Source organism: Cryobacterium sp. Sr3 (assembly GCF_004402835.1).
GTDB lineage: Bacteria > Actinomycetota > Actinomycetes > Actinomycetales > Microbacteriaceae > Cryobacterium > Cryobacterium sandaracinum.
Window position 1 is genome coordinate 22,641 of the sequence record NZ_SOFA01000027.1, and the last position, 18,047, is coordinate 40,687.

The 18,047-nt window shown below is 68.5% G+C and carries 21 protein-coding genes; 14 read left to right on the forward strand and 7 right to left on the reverse strand.

The window, feature by feature from the left end; genetic code table 11:
• Positions 1–9 precede the first annotated feature (9 nt).
• Positions 10–972 (forward strand): c-type cytochrome biogenesis protein CcsB, encoded by a 963-nt coding sequence (ccsB, locus tag E3N94_RS07590; RefSeq protein WP_104100780.1) that lies wholly within the window; start codon positions 10–12, stop codon positions 970–972.
• Between the two features lie 103 nt (positions 973–1,075).
• Here ccsB and E3N94_RS07595 read toward each other — a convergent pair whose 3' ends face one another.
• From E3N94_RS07595 to E3N94_RS07615, 5 genes are all read right to left on the reverse strand, one after another.
• A complete protein-coding gene (locus E3N94_RS07595; RefSeq protein ID WP_104100693.1) occupies positions 1,076–2,056 on the reverse strand; it encodes an o-succinylbenzoate synthase in 981 nt (326 codons plus the stop codon).
• Positions 2,057–2,103: 47 nt separating this feature from the next.
• A complete protein-coding gene (locus E3N94_RS07600) occupies positions 2,104–2,367 on the reverse strand; it encodes a hypothetical protein (RefSeq protein ID WP_104100694.1) in 264 nt (87 codons plus the stop codon).
• 29 nt (positions 2,368–2,396) lie between these two features.
• The gene (locus E3N94_RS07605) at positions 2,397–2,693 is read right to left on the reverse strand and encodes an ATP-dependent DNA ligase (protein WP_104100695.1); all 297 of its coding nucleotides are present in this window, start codon (positions 2,691–2,693) and stop codon (positions 2,397–2,399) included.
• Between the two features lie 85 nt (positions 2,694–2,778).
• Positions 2,779–3,348 (reverse strand): sigma factor-like helix-turn-helix DNA-binding protein, encoded by a 570-nt coding sequence (locus E3N94_RS07610; RefSeq protein ID WP_134570025.1) that lies wholly within the window; start codon positions 3,346–3,348, stop codon positions 2,779–2,781.
• A gap of 204 nt (positions 3,349–3,552) precedes the next feature.
• Positions 3,553–3,825, reverse strand: a complete 273-nt coding sequence (locus E3N94_RS07615; RefSeq protein WP_104100697.1) for a hypothetical protein — start codon at positions 3,823–3,825, stop codon at positions 3,553–3,555.
• 156 nt (positions 3,826–3,981) lie between these two features.
• Between E3N94_RS07615 and E3N94_RS07620 the strand changes: the two genes are divergently transcribed.
• From E3N94_RS07620 to E3N94_RS07630, 3 genes are all read left to right on the forward strand, one after another.
• Positions 3,982–4,893: a 1,4-dihydroxy-2-naphthoyl-CoA synthase gene (locus E3N94_RS07620; protein ID WP_104100698.1), complete on the forward strand. Its 912-nt coding sequence runs from the start codon at positions 3,982–3,984 to the stop codon at positions 4,891–4,893.
• 6 nt (positions 4,894–4,899) lie between these two features.
• Positions 4,900–6,078 (forward strand): AMP-binding protein, encoded by a 1,179-nt coding sequence (locus E3N94_RS07625; RefSeq protein ID WP_206750951.1) that lies wholly within the window; start codon positions 4,900–4,902, stop codon positions 6,076–6,078.
• Between the two features lie 186 nt (positions 6,079–6,264).
• Entirely contained in the window at positions 6,265–7,149 is an 885-nt protein-coding gene (locus tag E3N94_RS07630) for a 1,4-dihydroxy-2-naphthoate polyprenyltransferase (protein ID WP_104100782.1), read from the forward strand.
• Here the strand turns inward: E3N94_RS07630 and E3N94_RS07635 are convergent.
• Positions 7,123–7,434: a DUF4229 domain-containing protein gene (locus tag E3N94_RS07635; protein ID WP_104100699.1), complete on the reverse strand. Its 312-nt coding sequence runs from the start codon at positions 7,432–7,434 to the stop codon at positions 7,123–7,125. The genes E3N94_RS07630 and E3N94_RS07635 overlap by 27 nt on opposite strands.
• 71 nt (positions 7,435–7,505) lie before the next feature.
• Here E3N94_RS07635 and E3N94_RS07640 point away from each other — a divergent pair, with 71 nt between their 5' ends.
• The 3 genes from E3N94_RS07640 to E3N94_RS07650 are packed head-to-tail and all read left to right on the forward strand — an operon-like array spanning position 7,506 to position 10,636.
• Positions 7,506–7,991, forward strand: a complete 486-nt coding sequence (locus E3N94_RS07640) for a PLD nuclease N-terminal domain-containing protein (protein WP_134401004.1) — start codon at positions 7,506–7,508, stop codon at positions 7,989–7,991.
• Positions 7,984–9,720, forward strand: coding sequence for a 2-succinyl-5-enolpyruvyl-6-hydroxy-3-cyclohexene-1-carboxylic-acid synthase (gene menD / locus E3N94_RS07645; RefSeq protein WP_134570026.1), 1,737 nt, complete (start codon positions 7,984–7,986; stop codon positions 9,718–9,720). The genes E3N94_RS07640 and menD overlap by 8 nt, the downstream gene beginning before the upstream one ends.
• Positions 9,721–9,769: 49 nt before the next feature.
• Entirely contained in the window at positions 9,770–10,636 is an 867-nt protein-coding gene (locus E3N94_RS07650) for a PPK2 family polyphosphate kinase (RefSeq protein ID WP_134570027.1), read from the forward strand.
• Between the two features lie 89 nt (positions 10,637–10,725).
• Here the strand turns inward: E3N94_RS07650 and E3N94_RS07655 are convergent, their stop codons facing one another.
• Complete coding sequence (locus tag E3N94_RS07655) at positions 10,726–11,958, reverse strand: isochorismate synthase (protein WP_241987077.1); 1,233 nt, start codon at positions 11,956–11,958, stop codon at positions 10,726–10,728.
• A 65-nt stretch (positions 11,959–12,023) separates the two neighbouring features.
• Here E3N94_RS07655 and ubiE point away from each other — a divergent pair, with 65 nt between their 5' ends.
• The 7 genes from ubiE (at position 12,024) to E3N94_RS07690 (ending at position 18,043) form a co-directional block, all read left to right on the forward strand.
• Positions 12,024–12,749: a bifunctional demethylmenaquinone methyltransferase/2-methoxy-6-polyprenyl-1,4-benzoquinol methylase UbiE gene (gene ubiE / locus E3N94_RS07660; protein ID WP_104100704.1), complete on the forward strand. Its 726-nt coding sequence runs from the start codon at positions 12,024–12,026 to the stop codon at positions 12,747–12,749.
• 44 nt (positions 12,750–12,793) lie between these two features.
• On the forward strand, positions 12,794–13,852 hold the full coding sequence (locus E3N94_RS07665) for a polyprenyl synthetase family protein (protein ID WP_104100705.1): 1,059 nt from the start codon (positions 12,794–12,796) through the stop codon (positions 13,850–13,852).
• Between the two features lie 23 nt (positions 13,853–13,875).
• A complete protein-coding gene (locus E3N94_RS07670) occupies positions 13,876–15,261 on the forward strand; it encodes an FAD-dependent oxidoreductase (protein WP_134570029.1) in 1,386 nt (461 codons plus the stop codon).
• A gap of 6 nt (positions 15,262–15,267) precedes the next feature.
• Complete coding sequence (locus E3N94_RS07675; protein WP_104100707.1) at positions 15,268–15,900, forward strand: A24 family peptidase; 633 nt, start codon at positions 15,268–15,270, stop codon at positions 15,898–15,900.
• Between the two features lie 384 nt (positions 15,901–16,284).
• Positions 16,285–16,479, forward strand: coding sequence for a Flp family type IVb pilin (locus tag E3N94_RS07680; RefSeq protein WP_104100708.1), 195 nt, complete (start codon positions 16,285–16,287; stop codon positions 16,477–16,479).
• A gap of 137 nt (positions 16,480–16,616) precedes the next feature.
• Positions 16,617–17,006 (forward strand): TadE family type IV pilus minor pilin, encoded by a 390-nt coding sequence (locus tag E3N94_RS07685; RefSeq protein ID WP_241987078.1) that lies wholly within the window; start codon positions 16,617–16,619, stop codon positions 17,004–17,006.
• Positions 16,994–18,043 carry a TadE/TadG family type IV pilus assembly protein gene (locus tag E3N94_RS07690; RefSeq protein ID WP_134570030.1) on the forward strand — a complete coding sequence of 350 codons (1,050 nt, stop codon included), beginning with the start codon at positions 16,994–16,996 and terminating at the stop codon, positions 18,041–18,043. Before E3N94_RS07685 ends, E3N94_RS07690 begins: the two co-directional genes overlap by 13 nt.
• Positions 18,044–18,047 lie beyond the last annotated feature (4 nt).

The window sequence follows — 18,047 nt, forward strand, 5'->3', positions numbered from 1 at the left end:
TACTCGGCCATGGCGGTCTACGCCCTCGCGTTCATCGCCTTTTCCTTCGACCTGGCCAAGCGCTCCGCGGCGGTCACCTCCGCCACGGCGGCAGACGCACAGGTGCGCCGGGCCGCATCAGCGCGCGCGGAAGCGGCCGGCGCGGCGGGCGGAACCACCACCCTCACCCGCATCAGCGCTCGCATCGCGAACGACGCGGTCACCCCCTACGGCCGCTCGGCCAGCCTGCGGGTGGGCGTCTCGCTCACCGTGCTGGCGTGGCTGATCCACCTGGTGTCGGCGGTGCTCCGCGGCGTGGCCGCCGAGCGCGTCCCGTGGGCGAACATGTACGAGTTCGCGATGACGGGCACCCTGCTGATCGTCTCGGTGTTCCTGATTGTGCTGACCCGCGCCGACCTGCGCTTCCTCGGCACCTTCGTCACCGGCATGGTGCTGGTGCTTCTCGGCATCGCGGCGCTGCGCTTCTACGTCGAGGTCGCGCCCCTGCCGCCGGCCCTGCAGTCGGCTTGGTTGGTCATTCACGTCTTCGTCGCCTCGCTGGGCACGGGCTTCTTCGCACTCGGTTTCGCCCTCTCGACCGTGCAACTCCTCCAGTTCCGGCGTGAGTCGCTCCTCGCGTCCGCGAAGAGCGGTCGGCTGCGGTTCCTGGCCACCCTGCCGTCGGCGGCCACGCTGGAGAACCTGGCCTATCGGGTCACCATCATCGGCTTCATCCTGTGGACCTTCACCCTCATGGCCGGCTCGATCTGGGCCGAACAGGCCTGGGGCCGCTACTGGGGCTGGGATACCAAGGAGGTCTGGACGTTCATCATCTGGACCCTCTACGCGGGCTACATCCACGCCCGCGCGACCCGTGGCTGGCGCGGATCACGGTCCGCCTGGTTGTCGATCATCGGCTTCGCCGCCGTCATGTTCAACTTCGGCATCGTCAACGTCTTCTTCAAGGGCCTGCACTCCTACTCCGGCCTCTAGACCAGGGGTCCTCGCTCCTAACGAATTCGACGGAGATTTCGGCCGGATCGCCGCCAAACAGGCCGAAAACCCTCTTCTTGCGCAGAATCTCCGTCGAATTGGTTCAGTCGGCGAGTAGCGCGTAGCAGCGGGTCAGGCGGGCCAGCCACCAGTCACGCCGATCGTCCGCGGCTGCGTAACGCTCCAGCAGCTGCGGGTCGGGGGTCACCCGACGCACCGGGATGCCGCCGTCGACCGGCAGCAGCGGGTCGGTGGTGACATCCGCAGCAAGGAGCGACGCCGTGCCGAGTCCGCAGTCGAAGTTGAGTTCCGGAATCGCGGCGGCCAGGTGGGCGCCCATCGAGATGCCGACCGAGGTGTCGAGGGCGCTTGAGACCACGGCGGGCAGCCCGGTCTGGTTGATCAGCGCCAGGGCGGCGCGGATTCCGCCGAGCGGCGCGGCCTTGATCACGAGGATGTCGGCCGAACCCGTGCGGGCCACCAGCAGCGGGTCCTTGGCGCGGCGTACGCTTTCGTCGGCGGCGACGCCGACGTCGAGGTAGCCGGTGCGGCGGCGGATCTCGGCGAGTTCCTTGATGGTGGCGCAGGGCTGCTCCACGTATTCGAGGTCGAACTCGTTGAGGGCGTGGATGGCGTGCTCCGCCTCATCGACGTTCCACAGACCGTTCGCGTCGACACGGATGCGCCCCTCCGGCCCGAGCACACGGCGAACCATGCGCACGCGTGCCACGTCGTCGGCGAGGGTCTGACCGGGGTCGGCGACCTTCACCTTGGCGGTGCGGCAGCCGGGGAACCGGGCGAGCACGCCGGCGACCTCGTCGGCGGTGACCGCCGGCACCGTCGCGTTCACGGGGATGCGTCCCCGAAGCAGGGGCGGCGTGGCCTGCCAACCGAAATCGAGGGCGGCCCGCAGCCAGGTGGCAGCCTCCGCGTCGTCGTATTCGGCGAACGGGGAGAATTCCGCCCAGCCTTCCGGTCCCTCCACGAGCAGGGCCTCGCGGGTGTCGAGTCCGCGAAACCGCGTCGCCAGGGGCAGGGCGACGACGCGGGCAGTTCTGAGCAACTCAGCAAGTGGTGGCAGCATGTTCCCAGTGTGCCAGCCGGGGACTCTCCCGGGGAACGCCGGTCAGGTCAGAGCACGTCCTGGTTGAACGCCGCGTCCACCTCGAGATCGATGTCCGGGCCGTTGTGCGGCTTGACGTTGAGAATTGCGAAGGGGATGCCCGGCGCGATCAGCAGGTAGGCGTCTTCGAAGCGCCCGCCGCCACTGTTCACCCGCAGCCAGTAGGGCTTCCCGGCCAGGAACGCGGTCTCAACCTCGGTCTGGATGGACTCCAATGACCGGCCGCCTAACGAGTACTCCGCGCCGCCGTAGACAATATCGACTCGGATCACGCTTCGTCCTTCACCAGTACTGTCGCGGGTCAATGTGGTTCCGGCACGAGCTGGAGGCCCCCGGAGGAATTGGCCGAAAGCATGAGGGCTTCGATCCATTCGCGGTTGAGGCTGGGGGAGCGCCCGCCGAAATACTTATAGGCCAGGGGTATCGCGGGATGCAGCCAGATCGTGCTGCGGCCGTCGCCGCCCTGGGGGTCGTCTCGCCACGTGAAATAGAAACACTCGCCGCGTCGCAACTTCGCCCCGATGACGACCTGGATATGGGCGAGGACCCGGTCGTCGAAATCTGCTGTCAGAGACGAGTTGTACGTGAGCTTGCCCATATATCCCCCGATAACAAAGTTCTAAGTGAGAATAGCGTGAAGTCGCCAGCACCGCTACGCTCCGTTCAGGGGGGACGGCCGAGGTTCAGTCCCGCAGGTACCGCTCGAGTCGGAGGACCTTCAGCAGGGCCAGTGCGCGCTTCTCGATCTGGCGCACCCGTTCCCGGGTCACGCCCTGAACGACGGCGATCTGGTCCAGCGTTTGGGGCGCGCCCCCGTCGAGACCGAACCGGGACATCAGGATCGACCGCTCCCGCGGCGGCAGGGCATTCATGTAGAAAACGATGTCCGAAGCCCGCATGGTGAGCACGGCGTGCTCCTCGGGCTGGGCCATGCCGCGGTGGACGGCTTGGCGGATCCAGCGGGTGGCGTGAGTGGAGCATTTGTAGCCGGTCATGAAGTCATATTTTTCGACGGCGCGGACGAGGCCGATGTTGCCGTCCCGCAAGAGGCCCATGATGGGCATTCCGCGTCCGGAGTAGTGCTTGGCGATGCTGTCCACCAGGCGCAGATTCGCTTCGATGAAGTGGTTCTTCGCGCGGCGGCCGTCATGGGCAATCCAGGCCAGCTCGCGGGCCAAGGACGGGTCGTCGACTCCGTGGAACAATTTTTCGACGGCGAACAGCCCGACCTCGATGCGCTGCGCGAGGGTCACCTCGTCGATGGCGGTGAGCAGGGGCCCCTGCCGATGCGGCGCAGGTAGTCGCCGAAGGCATCCGTCGATGTGCTGTAGCGGGAGGGAGCGGTCGACGGAGCGGAGGTGAAATTCGCTGACGCTGACGCTGACGCCGGGGTCGGGGGCTGATTCGCGGTCGGGAGCTTGAGTGCTCCGGGGGCTGGGTCTCTTGCGTGGCCGTGCTCATCGCAGTGCCGTTCCGCTGGGTGCCGGACGGAGGGCGAGACTGGCCGTGGCGCGGTCAAAGGATGAGAAGTACGCTCGCTCCCGGGGGCGGCCGAAATCCGTCACTTCGAAGGCGTCGTCCACGCGCTGGATGAAGCCGACCAAGGCGGCCGGATCGCCGTCCGCGATCATCCGGTCGCTGATGCGCCATTCCGTGGGGGAGAGTTCGTTGATCCCGATATTTCTCGCGGGTGGGGTGGGGATCGTTTTTCGTGTGCCATTGTCGGCCATCACTGCCTCCGAGTATTTTTAATAACTCAGTACACAGGGTGGAAACGACGGCCTCAAGGGGCTTGACTTTGCCGCTCAAACGGGGATGCCAACCAGCTTCCGAGAGGCCCACGGCCAGCCGCATTCCGGCGCCGCAGGCCCGCGTAGGCTGGGTGCATGATCGAACAGGTTTCCGAAATCTTCGACCCGACCCAGTGGCAGGAAGTCGCGGGCTTCGACCGCCTCACCGACGTCACGTACCACCACGACGTGACTGGGAGGATCGCCCGGGTGGCGTTCAACCGGCCCGAGGTGCGGAACGCGTTCCGCCCGCACACCGTCGACGAACTGCACGCCGCCCTCGAGGACGCGCGCGTCAACCCGCGCATCGGGGTGGTGCTCCTGACCGGCAACGGACCCAGCCCGAAGGACGGCGGTTGGGCGTTCTGCTCGGGCGGGGACCAACGCATCCGAGGCCGGGATGGCTACAAGTACGCCGAGGGAGAGACCGCGTCCGGGATCGACACGGCACGCGGCGGCCGGCTGCACATCCTCGAGGTGCAGCGGCTGATCCGGTTCATGCCCAAGGTTGTCATCGCGGTCATCCCCGGCTGGGCGGCCGGCGGCGGGCACTCCCTGCATGTGGTCTGCGACCTCAGCATCGCCAGCGCCGAGCACGGCAAGTTCAAGCAGACGGACGCCGACGTCGGCTCCTTCGACGCCGGCTACGGCAGCGCCTACTTCGCCCGCCAGGTGGGGCAGAAGACCGCGAGGGAAGTGTTCTTCCTGGCCCGCGAGTACTCCGCGCAGCGCGCCTTCGAGATGGGGGCCGTGAACGCCGTGGTGCCGCACGGCGAACTCGAGGTGGAGGCGCTGGATTGGGCCCGCACGATCCTGACCAAGTCGCCCACCGCCATCCGGATGCTGAAATTCGCTTTCAACGCCGTGGACGACGGCCTGGTCGGCCAGCAGGTGTTCGCCGGGGAGGCCACCCGCCTGGCCTACGGCACCGACGAGGCGGTCGAGGGGCGTGACGCGTTCCTGGAGAAGCGCGACCCCGACTGGGGTCCCTACGACTGGCAGTTCTAGGCGACCATGTTCCGTCGGCTGAGGGTGGTGCCGGTCGGTGACCCGCTCGACCTGATGACCCCGTTGCGCCTCGCGCTGGCTGACACCGGCGACGCCGTGCTGCCGGTACCCGGCCGGCAGGAGGCCGCCGGGCGGCTGAGCCTGCTGCGCGTACCCCGTCAGGTGGCCGTGGTGATCGAGACGTCCGGATCGACGGGTGTGCCCAAGCGCGTGATGCTCAGCACCGACGCCCTGCTGAGCAGCGCCGCCGCCTCCAGCGTGCGCCTCGGCGGCTCCGGTCAGTGGCTGCTGGCCCTGCCCGTGCACTACATCGCCGGGGTGCAGGTGCTCGTGCGCTCGATCGTGGCCGACACCGTCCCCGTCGTGCTGCCGAGCGGCCACTTCGACCCGGCCGTGTTCGCCGCCTCAGCCGGGCGCCTCACCGAGCCGCTGCGGTTCACCGCCCTGGTTCCGGTGCAGCTGGCCCGGCTGGTCGCCGCGGCCGCAGACGACCCTCATCTGCTGGCCGCGCTACGCCGCTTCGACGGCATTCTGGTCGGCGGCCAGGCGCTGCCGTCGCTGCTCGCCGAGCGGGCCGTCGACCTCGACCTGCACGTGTTCGCCACCTACGGCTCGTCGGAAACTTCCGGCGGTTGTGTCTACAACGGCACCCCGATCGGCAACTCCGAGGTGCGCGTGGTCGATGGGCAGCTGGAGATCGCGGGCTCCGTGCTCGCCGAGGGGTACCTCGGTGACCCCCCGCGCACCAGTGACCGCTTCCTCGAGGTGCACGGGGGACGCTGGTACCGCACGGGTGACCTGGGCGAGGTGGATGCCGCGACGGGCCTCGTGCGCGTGCTCGGGCGAGCCGACAACGTGATCATCTCCGGCGGCGAGAAGGTGTCGCTCGACGCGGTCGAGCGGGTCGTCCGGTCGCTGCCGGGCTTCGGCGAGGCCGTGGCGGTGGGGCGGCCCGACGTCACGTGGGGCCAGGTCCCGGTGCTGGTCGTGCCGGCGGAACCCGGTGCGGAACCCGGTGCGGCCAACCTCCCCGAGGACTCCCTCGAGAGAATCGGGGAAGCCGTGGCATCCGTGCTGGGCAAGGCGGCCAGGCCCGCGTGCCTCGTGTGGGTCGCGTCGATCCCGCAGCTTTCCACCGGCAAACCCGACCGTCTTGCCCTGGGCCGGATGATCGCCGATCTCTGAGCTGCCGAGCTACCGAGCCACCGAGCCACCGGCACGTACTATGAAGGCGTGGCACACGGAGCGCGGCCGGTCAGGCCCTCACAACAGCGATTGAATCCCTCGGCAGCGACCTCTTCGGCGGCCCGGAACGGGAGGTCGGGCAACCCGGCCCGGCGGAACGCCCCCGCCGGCCGCGGCCCGGCGCGAATCGGACCGGCCACGGCAGGAGACTGGGTCTCCGGAGCACGCCTGCGCACCCTCCCGCTGGCTATCGCACCGGTGGCCCTCGGCACCGGTGCGGCGATCGTCGTGAGCGGCCCCGGCGTCTTCCATCCGGTACGAGCGGTGCTCGCCCTGATCGTGGCCCTGTGCCTGCAGATCGGCGTGAACTACGCCAACGACTATTCCGACGGTATCCGCGGCACTGACGCCAACCGGATCGGCCCGGCCCGGCTGACCGGCGGCGGAGCCGCCCAGCCCCGTGCCGTACTCACGGTGGCCCTCGCATTCTTCGCGCTCGCCGCGCTCGCCGGCCTCACCCTGGTGGTGCTGACCGGTCAGTGGTGGCTGCTGCTGGTGGGTGTCCTCGCCATCATTGCGGCCTGGTTCTACACCGGCGGACGCAAACCGTATGGCTACTTCGGTCTCGGCGAGGTCTTCGTCTTCGTGTTCTTCGGCCTTGTGGCCACCGTCGGTACCACGTATGTGCAGGTCGGCACCGTGAACACCGAAAGCTGGCTGAGCGGTGTCGGGATCGGCCTGATCGCCATGGCCGTGCTGATGGTCAACAACCTGCGCGACCTGGAGCCGGACCGGGCATCCGGCAAACGCACCCTCGCGGTGCTGATCGGGAGCATGGCGTCGCGCGTCGTGTTCTGCCTGTTCCTGCTGCTGGCGTTCGCGATCGTCGCCTTCTTCGCGGTCTTCTACCCGCTGGCCTGGCTGACGTTTTTCGTGCTGCTGCTGGCGGTGCCGGCCGGGTTGATCACGGTGACGGCGACGACCTCGACCGAACTGGTGCTGGCCCTCAAGCTGACCAGCGTCTCGGCGTTGGCCTACGGGCTGCTACTGGCTCTCGCGTTCGCGCTGTAGGTCGGCATCGGCCGCCCGCGCATCGGCCCGGTCGAGGGCAGCATCCTCGGACACGGCGTCGGGGTGCGCCGACTCCGTATCGGGGTGCCGCGCCTGGTAGAGGCCCAGCGCGACCTTCTCGCGAGGCTTCCGCAAGAAGATGAAGGAGAGCGAGGCTCCGATCACAGCGGCGGCGATCGCGGCAAGCCACCACTCGATCCGGAGGAAGAGCATCACGGCGAGCGGAACGGCGAACAGGAGCACGCGGAAGACCGAATAGGACACCCAGGCGGGAACAACATTCATGGCCACAGTTTAGATCGCCGGGCTGTGCGCTCACTCACCGATCTCACGGGTGGGAGCCATACACTGTGGGAATGGTTCGCCTGTGGTTCGCTCTTGGAGTCGTCGTCGTCGTCCTCACCGTCTACGCGCTGGTGGACTGCGCGCTCCTGCAACGATCCCGGGTTCGCGGGCTACCACGCTGGGTGTGGATGTTCGTGATCGTGCTCATTCCCGTGATCGGGCCGGTACTGTGGCTGCTGATCGGCCGCGGCCGTGCCAGCACGGGCAAGATCGTGCGATCGTTCGCCCCCGACGACGACATCGACTTCCTCAAGGGTCTGGACCGGGCCACGTCCGACCAGGAACGACTCCGTGCCCTCGAGCAGGAGCTTGCCGACTTCGACGCTCCGGATCCCCGGGACCTCGGTGCGGCAGGAACCACCGACACGACAGGAACCTCCGGAACGACCGGTCAGGGCGGTAAGGGCAGTCAGGCCGGCCAGAACGGCCAAGCCGGGTTCGAGCCGAAAAAATCCGAGCCGGGCGAAGGCGACCTGCCTGGCCGGCGGGATGCCTGACATCGCGTCGAGCGGTAGCCCGGCCACAGACTTCAGCTTCTCTCTCCTGGGTGAATTCGTGCGTCTGGGCGTGCGCGACCTGGTTCTCAGCCCGGGCGCCCGGTCGCAGGCCCTTGCTTTGGCCGCCGCCGAACTGGAGCGGATCGGGCTGATCCGGCTGCACGTGCGCCTCGACGAGCGCGGCGCGGGCTTCCTCGCCCTCGGCCTAGCCGTCGAGGCCGGCCGGCCGGCGCTGGTCGTCTGCACCTCGGGCACGGCCGTGGCGAACCTCCACCCCGCGGTGCTCGAGGCGCACCACTCGGGGGTGCCCATGATCCTGCTGACGGCCGACCGGCCGAGCGAGCTGCGCGGCATCCGTTCGAACCAGACCACCGTGCAGCCCGGTCTATTCGGTGTGGCGACGCGCCTGTGCGTGGATGCGCCCGCACCGGAGGGTGCGGCCGGCGAGCACGCCGACGCCATTGCCCTGGCCCGACGGGCGACGGATGCCGCCACCGGCGCCACCTCGCTCGATCCGGGTCCGGTGCAGCTCAACCTGGCGTTCCGGGAGCCGCTGTCGGCGCCGGTGGCGCTGACTCCCGAAGCGATCTCCGGCCCGGTCGGACTCGCCGAGTCGGCCGCGGTGCTCGCCGCGCCCGTCGTGGACGCTTCCCCGACCGAACCGGCCTTCCCGGTCACGGGCGGACCGCGCACCGTGGTCATCGCCGGCACGGGCGCCGGCCCCGAGGCCGAGGAATTCGCGCGTACCGGCGGCTGGCCGCTGCTGGCCGAGGTGTGCAGCGGCGCCCGGTTCGGCCCGAACCTCGTCTCCGCCTACCGCGAGCTGCTGCTGGCCTCCGACCTCGGCGGGCGGGTCGAGCGCGCTGTCGTGTTCGGTCACCCGACGCTCAGCCGTGAGGTGCCGGCCATGATCGTCCGCGAGGGTGTGGAGACCATTGTGGTGGCTCCCACCGGCACCGAATGGTTCAACCCCGGACACCGGGTGCGCGTATTCGCCCGTGCCGCCGCCCCAGACGCCGTGGCCATCGCAGCGGCCGGCAGCCCCGAGGGGCGGGAATGGCTGGGCCGCTGGGTGATGTCCAGCCGGCACCTGTTGGCCGCGGGAGCCGCCCGCGAATCGATCCCGATCGGTGATCGCGGAATCACCCGCGAAGAGCTTGCCGCCATGCGCGCGCCGGTCACCCGGCCCATGCTCGTGGACGCCGTTTGGCGCGCCTCCTGGCCGCACGACCGTCTCGTTTTCGGTGCCTCCCGGTTGGTGCGGGTGGCCGACCGCCGCGTTCCCGGCAAGAAGATCTCCGTGCACTCCAACCGCGGACTGGCCGGCATCGACGGCACGGTCGCCACGGCCGTCGGCATCGCCCTGGCCAGCCAGACCGGTCCGACGCCGCAGTCCACCGGGGTCACCCGCCTGGTGGTCGGCGACCTCACCCTGCTGCACGATGTCGGGTCGCTCCTGCTCACCCCGGGGGAGGCGCTGCCGCGGCTCCAGATCATCGTCGGCAACGACGGCGGCGGCACCATTTTCGACGGTCTGGAAGTGGCGGCATCCGCCCGCGCCGACGCCATCAACCGGGTTCTCTTCACCCCGCAGCAGGCCGACGTCGCCAACCTCGCCGCCGCCTACGGCTGGTCATACGGTCTGGCGGCCACCCGAAGTGACCTCGAGCGCGCGCTGACCGCGCCGCATGCGGGGCCGAGCATCCTCGAGGTTCCGCTGGTTCGCTAGGTTTGCCGGGGCGTCTGCGGGACACTGATTCTGCAACGAAGGGTGCACCGTGGCTGAACGCAGTGAGCAGGAATTCTGGGCCGGGGAACCGAGGGCGTTGCTGCGGGTGACGCCGGGGTTCCGGCTCGCGGGCGTGGACCCCGCCTCGACGCCCGGCTTCGACGGGGTGGAGAAGGACAGCGCGGATGAAGCGCTGGCCTCCGGGGCCGGCGTGCTGTCGGACCTGCAGGAGATGCTCTTCGCGAACAGCCGGTCCGGCGACCCGCGCCGCGTGCTCCTCGTGCTGCAGGCCATGGACACGGCCGGCAAAGGCGGCATCGTGCGCCACGTCGTCGGCGCTGTCGACCCCCAGGGCATCCGTCTGTACGCGTTCAAGGCGCCCACGGAGGTGGAACGGTCCCACGACTTCCTCTGGCGGGTGCGCAAACGGCTGCCCGACGCCGGCTTGATCGGGGTCTTCGACCGTTCACACTATGAGGATGTGCTGGTCGGCCGCGTACGCGCGCTGGCCCCGGCGGCGGAGATCGAGGAGCGCTACGGCCTGATCACCCGGTTCGAGCAGGAACTCGTCGACGCCGGCACGACGATCGTCAAGGTCATGCTGCACATCGGCTCCGACGACCAGAAGGAGCGCCTGGCCGAGCGGCTGGAACGCCCGGACAAGCACTGGAAGTACAACCCGGGCGACATCGAGGAACGCATGCAGTGGGCCGCCTACCAGGAGGCGTACCAGCTCGCCCTCGAACGCACGTCGACCATTGCCGCGCCCTGGTTCGTGGTGCCGGCCGAGAAGAAGTGGTACGCCCGCCTGGCCGTGCAGCACCTGTTGATCGACGCCCTGCAGCGCCTCGACCTGACCTGGCCGTCCGCGACCTTCGACGTCGAGGTCGAGAAGGCCCGCCTTGCCGCGACCTGAGTGTGTCCGTTCCGGTCGAGAGCGACCCGCGGAGCGGGCACTCTCGCCCGGAGCGGGGATCCTCGCTGAGCGGAGTCTGCGGAGGCTTCTCAGCCGAAGGCCTCCACGACGGGGCGGAACTTCATGCGGGTTTCGGCGAGCTCGCGCTCGGGCTCGGAGTCCAGCACGATGCCGCAGCCGGCGTAGGCCGTGACGCTGCCGGCGGGGCTGACCTGGGCGCAGCGCAGGGCGATTGCCCACTCGCCGTCGCCGTCGGCGCCGACCCAGCCGACCGGGCCCGCGTAACGGCCCCGGTCAAACGGCTCGAGTTCGCGGATCAGGGCGAGCGCCGTCTCGGTGGGCGTGCCGGCGACCGCGGCCGTCGGGTGCATGGCGGCGATCAGGTCGAGCGAGTTCGATCCGTCGCTCAGGGTGCCCTCGACATCCGTTGCCAGGTGCCAGAGGTTCGGCAGCTTCACGGTGAACGGGATCTCGCTGGTGGTGAGGTGAGAGGTGTGCGGGCGGAGCGAGGCCAGCACGCTCTGCACCGCGAAGGCGTGTTCGTCGCCGTCCTTGGCGGAGGTGGCCAGTTGGAGGGCTGCCTCCAGGTCGGAGGCGGCATCCGCGCCCCGCGACATCGTGCCGGCGAGCACGCGGGCGTTGACCTCGCCGTGGTCGGCGCGGATGAGGGTCTCCGGGCTGGAGCCGACGAGGCCGTCGACCGCGTAGGTCCAGCAGTCGGGGTAGCCCAGCGCCAGCTCGCTGACGGCGCGGCGCAGGTCGGATTCTGCCGGCAGCCGCCCGACCAGGTCGCGGGCCAGCACGACCTTGTTGAGGTCTCCGGAGGCGATGCGGGACACGGCTTCGCCGACCGCGTCGCGGTACCCGGCGGGCGGTAGCGCGCCCGGCAGCAGGGAGATGCGGTATTCGGTGCCGAGAGGACGGCGAGCCAGGGGAATCTCCGGCGGCGTGGTGCCGGTCGGCCAGATGCGCGTCACCCAGCATCGGCCGTTGTCGCGCCCGATGACGACCTGCGGCACGATCAGCACGCTGGTCTGGGCCGAGGAGGCGTCGAAGGCGAAGGCTCCGAAAGCGAGCAGGCCCGTGCCGGTGCTTTCGATCGGGTCGGACACGGTGGCGGCGGCCGCGACGTCGCGCCAGGCGGTGGCGGCATCCGTCAGCCGGGTCGCTCCGGAGAACTCGAGCCGCAGGGCCGTGCCGATGCCGGCCAGACCCTGGTTGCGCCGCATCCAGAGCAGCGGTGCTCGGGTGTCGAGCAGAAGAATCAGTTGGCGGATGTCGGCGATGGGGGTGGTTTCAACCGTTAGAGCCTGAGCATTCACCTGCATAGCCTATGCCAGAGGCTGTGGAGAGCCCGGCGTGTCCGCGGGCAATCTAGACTGTGGGAGTGAGTAGAGCAGACCTCAATAAGCAGCCCGAGCAGGTCGCTGCCATGTTCGATCAGGTCTCCACCCATTATGACCGCACGAATGCCGTTCTCTCGGTAGGGAACGCGGCCCTGTGGCGGATGGCCGCGACCCGCGCCGTGAACCCCCGGCGCGGCGAACGCATCCTCGACATCGCCGCCGGAACGGGCACCTCCAGCGTCGCGCTGACGAAGACGGGCGCGCACGTTGTGGCCGCCGACTTCTCGGAGGGCATGATCGCGGTCGGCCGTTCACGCCACGCGGACAATCCGCAGGTCGAGTTCGTTCAGGCCGATGCCACCGCGCTGCCGTTCGCCGACAACGAGTTCGACGCCGTGACCATCTCGTTCGGCCTGCGCAACGTGGTCGAGCCCAAGAAGGCCCTGGCCGAGTTCTACCGGGTGACCAAGCCTGGGGGGCGCGTCGTGATCTGCGAGTTCTCCACGCCGCCGTTCGCACCGATCCGGCTGGGCTACTTCGCCTACCTCACTCGCGTGATGCCGATGATCGTAAAGCTCGCGTCCTCCAACGCGGAGGCGTACGACTATCTGGGCGAGTCGATCGCGGCCTGGCCGAATCAGCAGACCCTCAGTGCCTGGCTGCGGGAGGCGGGCTTCGACGCCGTCGCCTACCGCAACCTGACCTTGGGTATCGTGGCACTGCATCGCGGCATCAAGCCGACGGATGCGTCAAACGCACCGTCTTGAATCCTCCCAGATCCGATCGTTAGGCTGACAGAGTGAAACCGAGCATGCCCCTGTTCCGTCGCGGCTCATCCGTGACGAGCCAGCTCGGCCTCAGCGATCGCATTTTCTCGACCGCCCAGGACCGTGGCCTCGCCGCGGGCATCGACGGGGGAATCGACCAGGTCGAGGCCAGTCTGCTCGCCGAGGTGACCTTTGCCGACGAGATCGCGAACGTCACCAGCCGCTACCTGCTCAACGCGGGCGGCAAGCGCGTGCGCCCCATGCTGGCGCTACTCACCGCCCACCTCGGTAGCGGCAACCACGCGGACGTCATCACCGCGGCCACCGCGATCGAGATCACCCACCTGGCCTCGCTCTACCACGACGATGTGATGGACGACTCGGACAAACGCCGCGGGGTGCCGAGCGCGCAGACCGTGTGGGGCAACTCGGTGGCGATCCTGACCGGGGATCTGCTCTTCGCCCGCGCCAACCAGCTGATGGCACGGCTGGGCGAACGGGCCATCCGTTTGCAGGCCGACACCTTCGAGCGCCTCGTGCTCGGCCAACTGCACGAGACCGTCGGTGCGCAGCCCGGCCAGGACCCCGTGGAGCACTACATCCAGGTGCTCGCCGACAAGACCGGGTCGCTGATCGCGGCGGCCGCCCAGGCGGGCATCATCTTCTCCGACGCCCCCTCCGAGTTCGAAAAGCCGGTGATCGCGTTCGGCGAGAAGATCGGCGTCGCCTTCCAACTCATCGACGATGTGCTCGACCTCTCCCCGCAGCCGGAGGAGACCGGCAAGGTGCCCGGCACCGACCTGCGCGCCGGGGTGGCCACCCTCCCGCTGCTGCGCCTGCGCGAGCGCGCCCCGCACGACGCCGACGCCGCCGCCCTGCTCGAACGCCTCGAACGCGACGTGATGGCCAGCAACGGCGTCGCGACCGCTGCGGCGGACTCCGCGATCACCGCGCTGCGCGAGCACGACGTGACCGGGCAGACCCTCGCCGAGGCGCACGGCTGGGCGCATGACGCGGTCGAAGCCCTCGCCCCGCTGCCGGACGGCTCGGTCAAGAAGGCCCTCACCCGTTTCGCCGACACGATCGTTGAACGATCCAGTTAGACGATCAAGCTAGAAAGGCTTCCATGACCAAGTTGCGATTGGCCATTGTCGGCGCGGGACCTGCGGGTATCTACGCCGCCGACATCTTGCTCAAGGCGGAACGGAACTTCGAGGTTTCGATCGACCTGTTCGACCACCTGCCGGCACCCTACGGACTTGTGCGCTACGGCGTCGCCCCGGACCACCCCCGGATCAAGGGCATCATCACGGCCCTGCGCGATGTGCTCGACCGCGGCGACATCCGCGTCTTCGGCAACGTGCGGTTCGGTATCGACATCACCCTCGACGATCTGAAGAAGCACTACAACGCCGTCATCTTCGCGACCGGGGCCGTGCGCGACGCCGACCTGGACATCCCGGGCATCGACCTGGACGGGTCCTACGGGGCCGCCCGGTTCGTGAGCTGGTTCGACGGGCACCCCGACGTGCCGCGCTCCTGGCCGCTGGAGAGCCAGGAGGTTGCCGTCATCGGCAACGGCAACGTGGCGCTCGACGTCGCACGTATGCTCGCCAAGCACGCCGACGACCTGCTGAGCACCGAGATTCCGACGAACGTCTACGAGGGACTCAAGGCATCGCCGGTGACGGATGTGCACGTGTTCGGCCGCCGTGGACCGACCTCCGTGAAGTTCACCCCGCTGGAGCTGCGGGAACTCGGCGACCTGCCCGATGTGGACATCGTCCTCTACGACGAGGACTTCGACTACGACGATGCCGCGCGGGACGCCGTGGCCAGCAACAAGCAGGTCTTCGTGATCGACAAGGTTTTGAACAAGTGGCGGGAGCGCCCGGTCGGCACGGCCAGCCGCCGCCTGCACCTGCACTTCTTCGCCAAGCCCGTAGAGATCGTCAACGACGGCGAGGGCCGGGTCGGCGCCATCCGTTACGAACGCACCACCCCCGACGGGCAGGGCGGCGTCGTCGGCACCGGCGAGATCCGCCAGCTCCCGATCCAGGCCGTCTACCGCGCCGTGGGTTACTTCGGGTCGCCGCTGCCGGGCGTTCCCTTCGACAGGAAGCACGGCGTGATCCCCAACCGGGAGGGGCAGGTTCTCTGGAAGGGCGACCCATCGTTCGGATCGAAGAGCGCCAACACGCAGCTGTACGGCGTCTACGCGACCGGGTGGATCAAACGCGGACCGGTCGGGCTGATCGGGCACACGAAGTCCGACGCCATGGAGACCGTGCGGCACCTGATCAACGACCTCGGCAACTGGTGGCGCCCGGATTCGCCCTCGGAGCAGAGCATCGTGGACCTGCTCGACGAGCGAGGGGTGCAATACACGAACCTCGACGGCTGGCACCGGCTCGATCAGCACGAGCTCGCGCTCGGCTCCGACGAGGGTCGCGTGCGGGTCAAGGTGGTTCCCCGCGACGAGATGGTCACGATTTCCCGCGGCGTGAGGTAGACGCGCGTGGCGCCCTGGCTGTCGATTGTCGCCGGTCTGGTCGGCGCCGCACTCGGGGTTTTCCTGACCGGGATTGCCGAACGGATGTTGCGCATCCGCCGCCGCTTCGCCTGGCCGGTGCGTGCCGCGGTGACCGTGTCGACCGGCCTGCTGGTCGCCCTGGTCGTGTGGGAGTTCGGGGTCGGGTGGGAGCTGCCGGCGTATCTGTACCTGGCACTGATTGCCGTGGTGCTCAGCGTCGTCGACATCAACGAGAAGCGTCTGCCGAACGCGTTGGTCTACCCCTCGCTGATCGTGCTACCGATACTGTTGACGCTCGCGGCGGCGGCATCCGGGGCCTGGCAGGCCCTGCTCGGGGCCTTCCTTGGCGGTGCCGCGCTGTTCGCGTTCTATCTCGTGCTCGCCCTGATCTCGCCCGGCGGCATTGGCATGGGCGACGTGAAGCTGGCCGCCGTGATCGGCCTTGCGCTCGGCTACCTGGGCTGGACCCCGTTTCTCGTCGGTGCTTTCGGCGCCTTCCTGATCGGCGGCCTGGTCTCGTTGGTTGCCCTGACGCTTCGCCGGGTGACCCTGCGGGGCTCCATCCCGTTCGGGCCGTCCATGCTCGCCGGGGCCTTCCTGGGCGTGCTGTTTGCCTGAATTTTCCCCCCCGGCGGGGGCCAGGACGTTCGCTGAAACGGGGCTACGGTGACGCTGTCACCGACCCTACGGCGAGTTCGCTTCACCCGAGGAGTACCTGTGTACCCGAATCTTCCTGCCCGCGGCGCGCCCGGAGACACCTCCCGCGCGATTCCCTGAGCCACTCGAACTGACCGGCCCGAACCCGAATGACGGCCTCGCTCGCGACAAGCCCACGTCGCGGGTCATTGTCACGCCGCTTTCGGATTTCATCTAGCGCTCATTCAGCTACCCCCAAGACAGGGACCCCCCCTTTTGGGGCGTAGTGAGGTTTTCTCGACGAACGTAGCTTGTGGTCATTCGCTCGGCCGACCTGGCCGGCCCACACAGAACGGAAAACCCGAGATGAAGTTCTACACCAAAATTCAGGCCCTCATGAACAGCCTGCGCACCGACGAAGAGGGCGCCACCGCAGTGGAGTACGGCCTCATGGTCTCGCTCATCGCCGTCGTCATCATCGGCGCTGTCGGCGCAATCGGCCTCGCCCTGACGGGGATGTTCAATGGCGTTGCGGTCGACCTCGGCGGCACCCCCGGCTAACCGACGCGTGCCCGGCGGAACATGATCCGCCAGAACCCCGTGCGCCGGCGGCGGCTTGCCAAAACGAGCCGCCGCCGCCCGCCCTCTCACCCCCGACTTTCACCCGCAACGCCAGGCCTACCCGAAGGGGCCACCAAATGATGCGTTTCCTCCATCGACGAGGCGAACGCGGCGCTGCCGCCGTGGAGTTCGCGCTCGTGCTGCCCATTCTCCTGCTGCTGGTGCTCGGCCTCATCGAGTTCAGCCGGCTCTACAACATTCAGATTTCGCTGACCAATGCGGCCCGCGAGGGCGCCAGGAACATGGCGATTCACGACAGTCAGTCGACGGCTAAGGCCGCGGCCATCGCCGCCGCCCCGTCAATCAGCCCGAGCATGTCGGGCGGCCAGATCTCGATCACGCCCGCGGCGTGTGCCGCCAACCAGGCCGTCACGGTCACCATCACCTACAGCGTGTCACTTCTGACCGGTTATTTCGGCACCACGCTTCCCCTGACCGGCAAAGGAGTCATGCTATGCGGTGGTTGAATCGTGGGCTTCGTTCCGAGCGCGGTGCGAGCGCTGTGATGGTCGGTATCCTGCTCGTGCCTCTGCTGGGGTTCGTGGCGATTGCAGTCGATGTCGGGGCCCTCTACGCGGAGCGCGCACAGCTTCAGAACGGCGCGGATGCCGCTGCCCTCGCCATCGCCCGCGATTGCCAGGACGGTGTCTGCACCGATCCGGCCGGCGCCGCCGCGCGCTTCACCAACGACAACGCGAATGACGGCGCCGCCAACGTGCTGGCACCGAGCATCAGCATGGCTAACAAGACCGTGACGGTCTCCGACAGCACCCGCGTCGCCGGCACCAATGCAGGGGCCATCAGTCACCCCTTCGCCCGGTTCATCGGCATCGACCCTACGACCGTGGGCGCGACCGCCACGGCGCAGTGGGGCGGCCCGGGGTCCGGCCCCGTGCTCGCGCTCGCGCTGTCCTGGTGCGAGTTTCAGGAGTCGTTGGCGGCGTCGGGCAAACATGTGACCATCCGCACCGACACCAACAAGATCTGCAAGCACGCTCCCTCAGCGGAAGTCATCCCCGGGGGATTTGGTTGGCTTGACAACGCCAACGCCTGCGTGGCGATCGTCAACTTGAGTCTCAACCTTGACGCGGCCGGGCAGCTCTGGGTGGGCAGCGACGCCGGCGGGAGTGTGAACACCGACTGCAAGTCGAAGCTGGAAAGCCTCAAGGGCACGACGGTGCTGGTGCCGATCTATGACCATGTTCGTGGCACGGGAACCAACGCCGAGTATCGCATCTTCGCCTTTGCCGGGTTCACCATCACCGGCTGGAACTTCCCGTCCACCAAGGTCCTCGATCCACTGGCCCCGCTCTGCCCCGCCGCAGCCCCAACAGCTCCCAAGGCTCCCAAGGACCCCAAGGCCCCTAAACCCTGCGATGAAAGCGACAAGAGCAATAACTGGAACGGCATCCAGGGCTACTTCAATAAATGGGTCTCCATCGACGGGGCGTTCGGACTGGGTGGGCCTCAACTCAACGCAACCAGCGTCAACCTAATCAAGTAGGAGC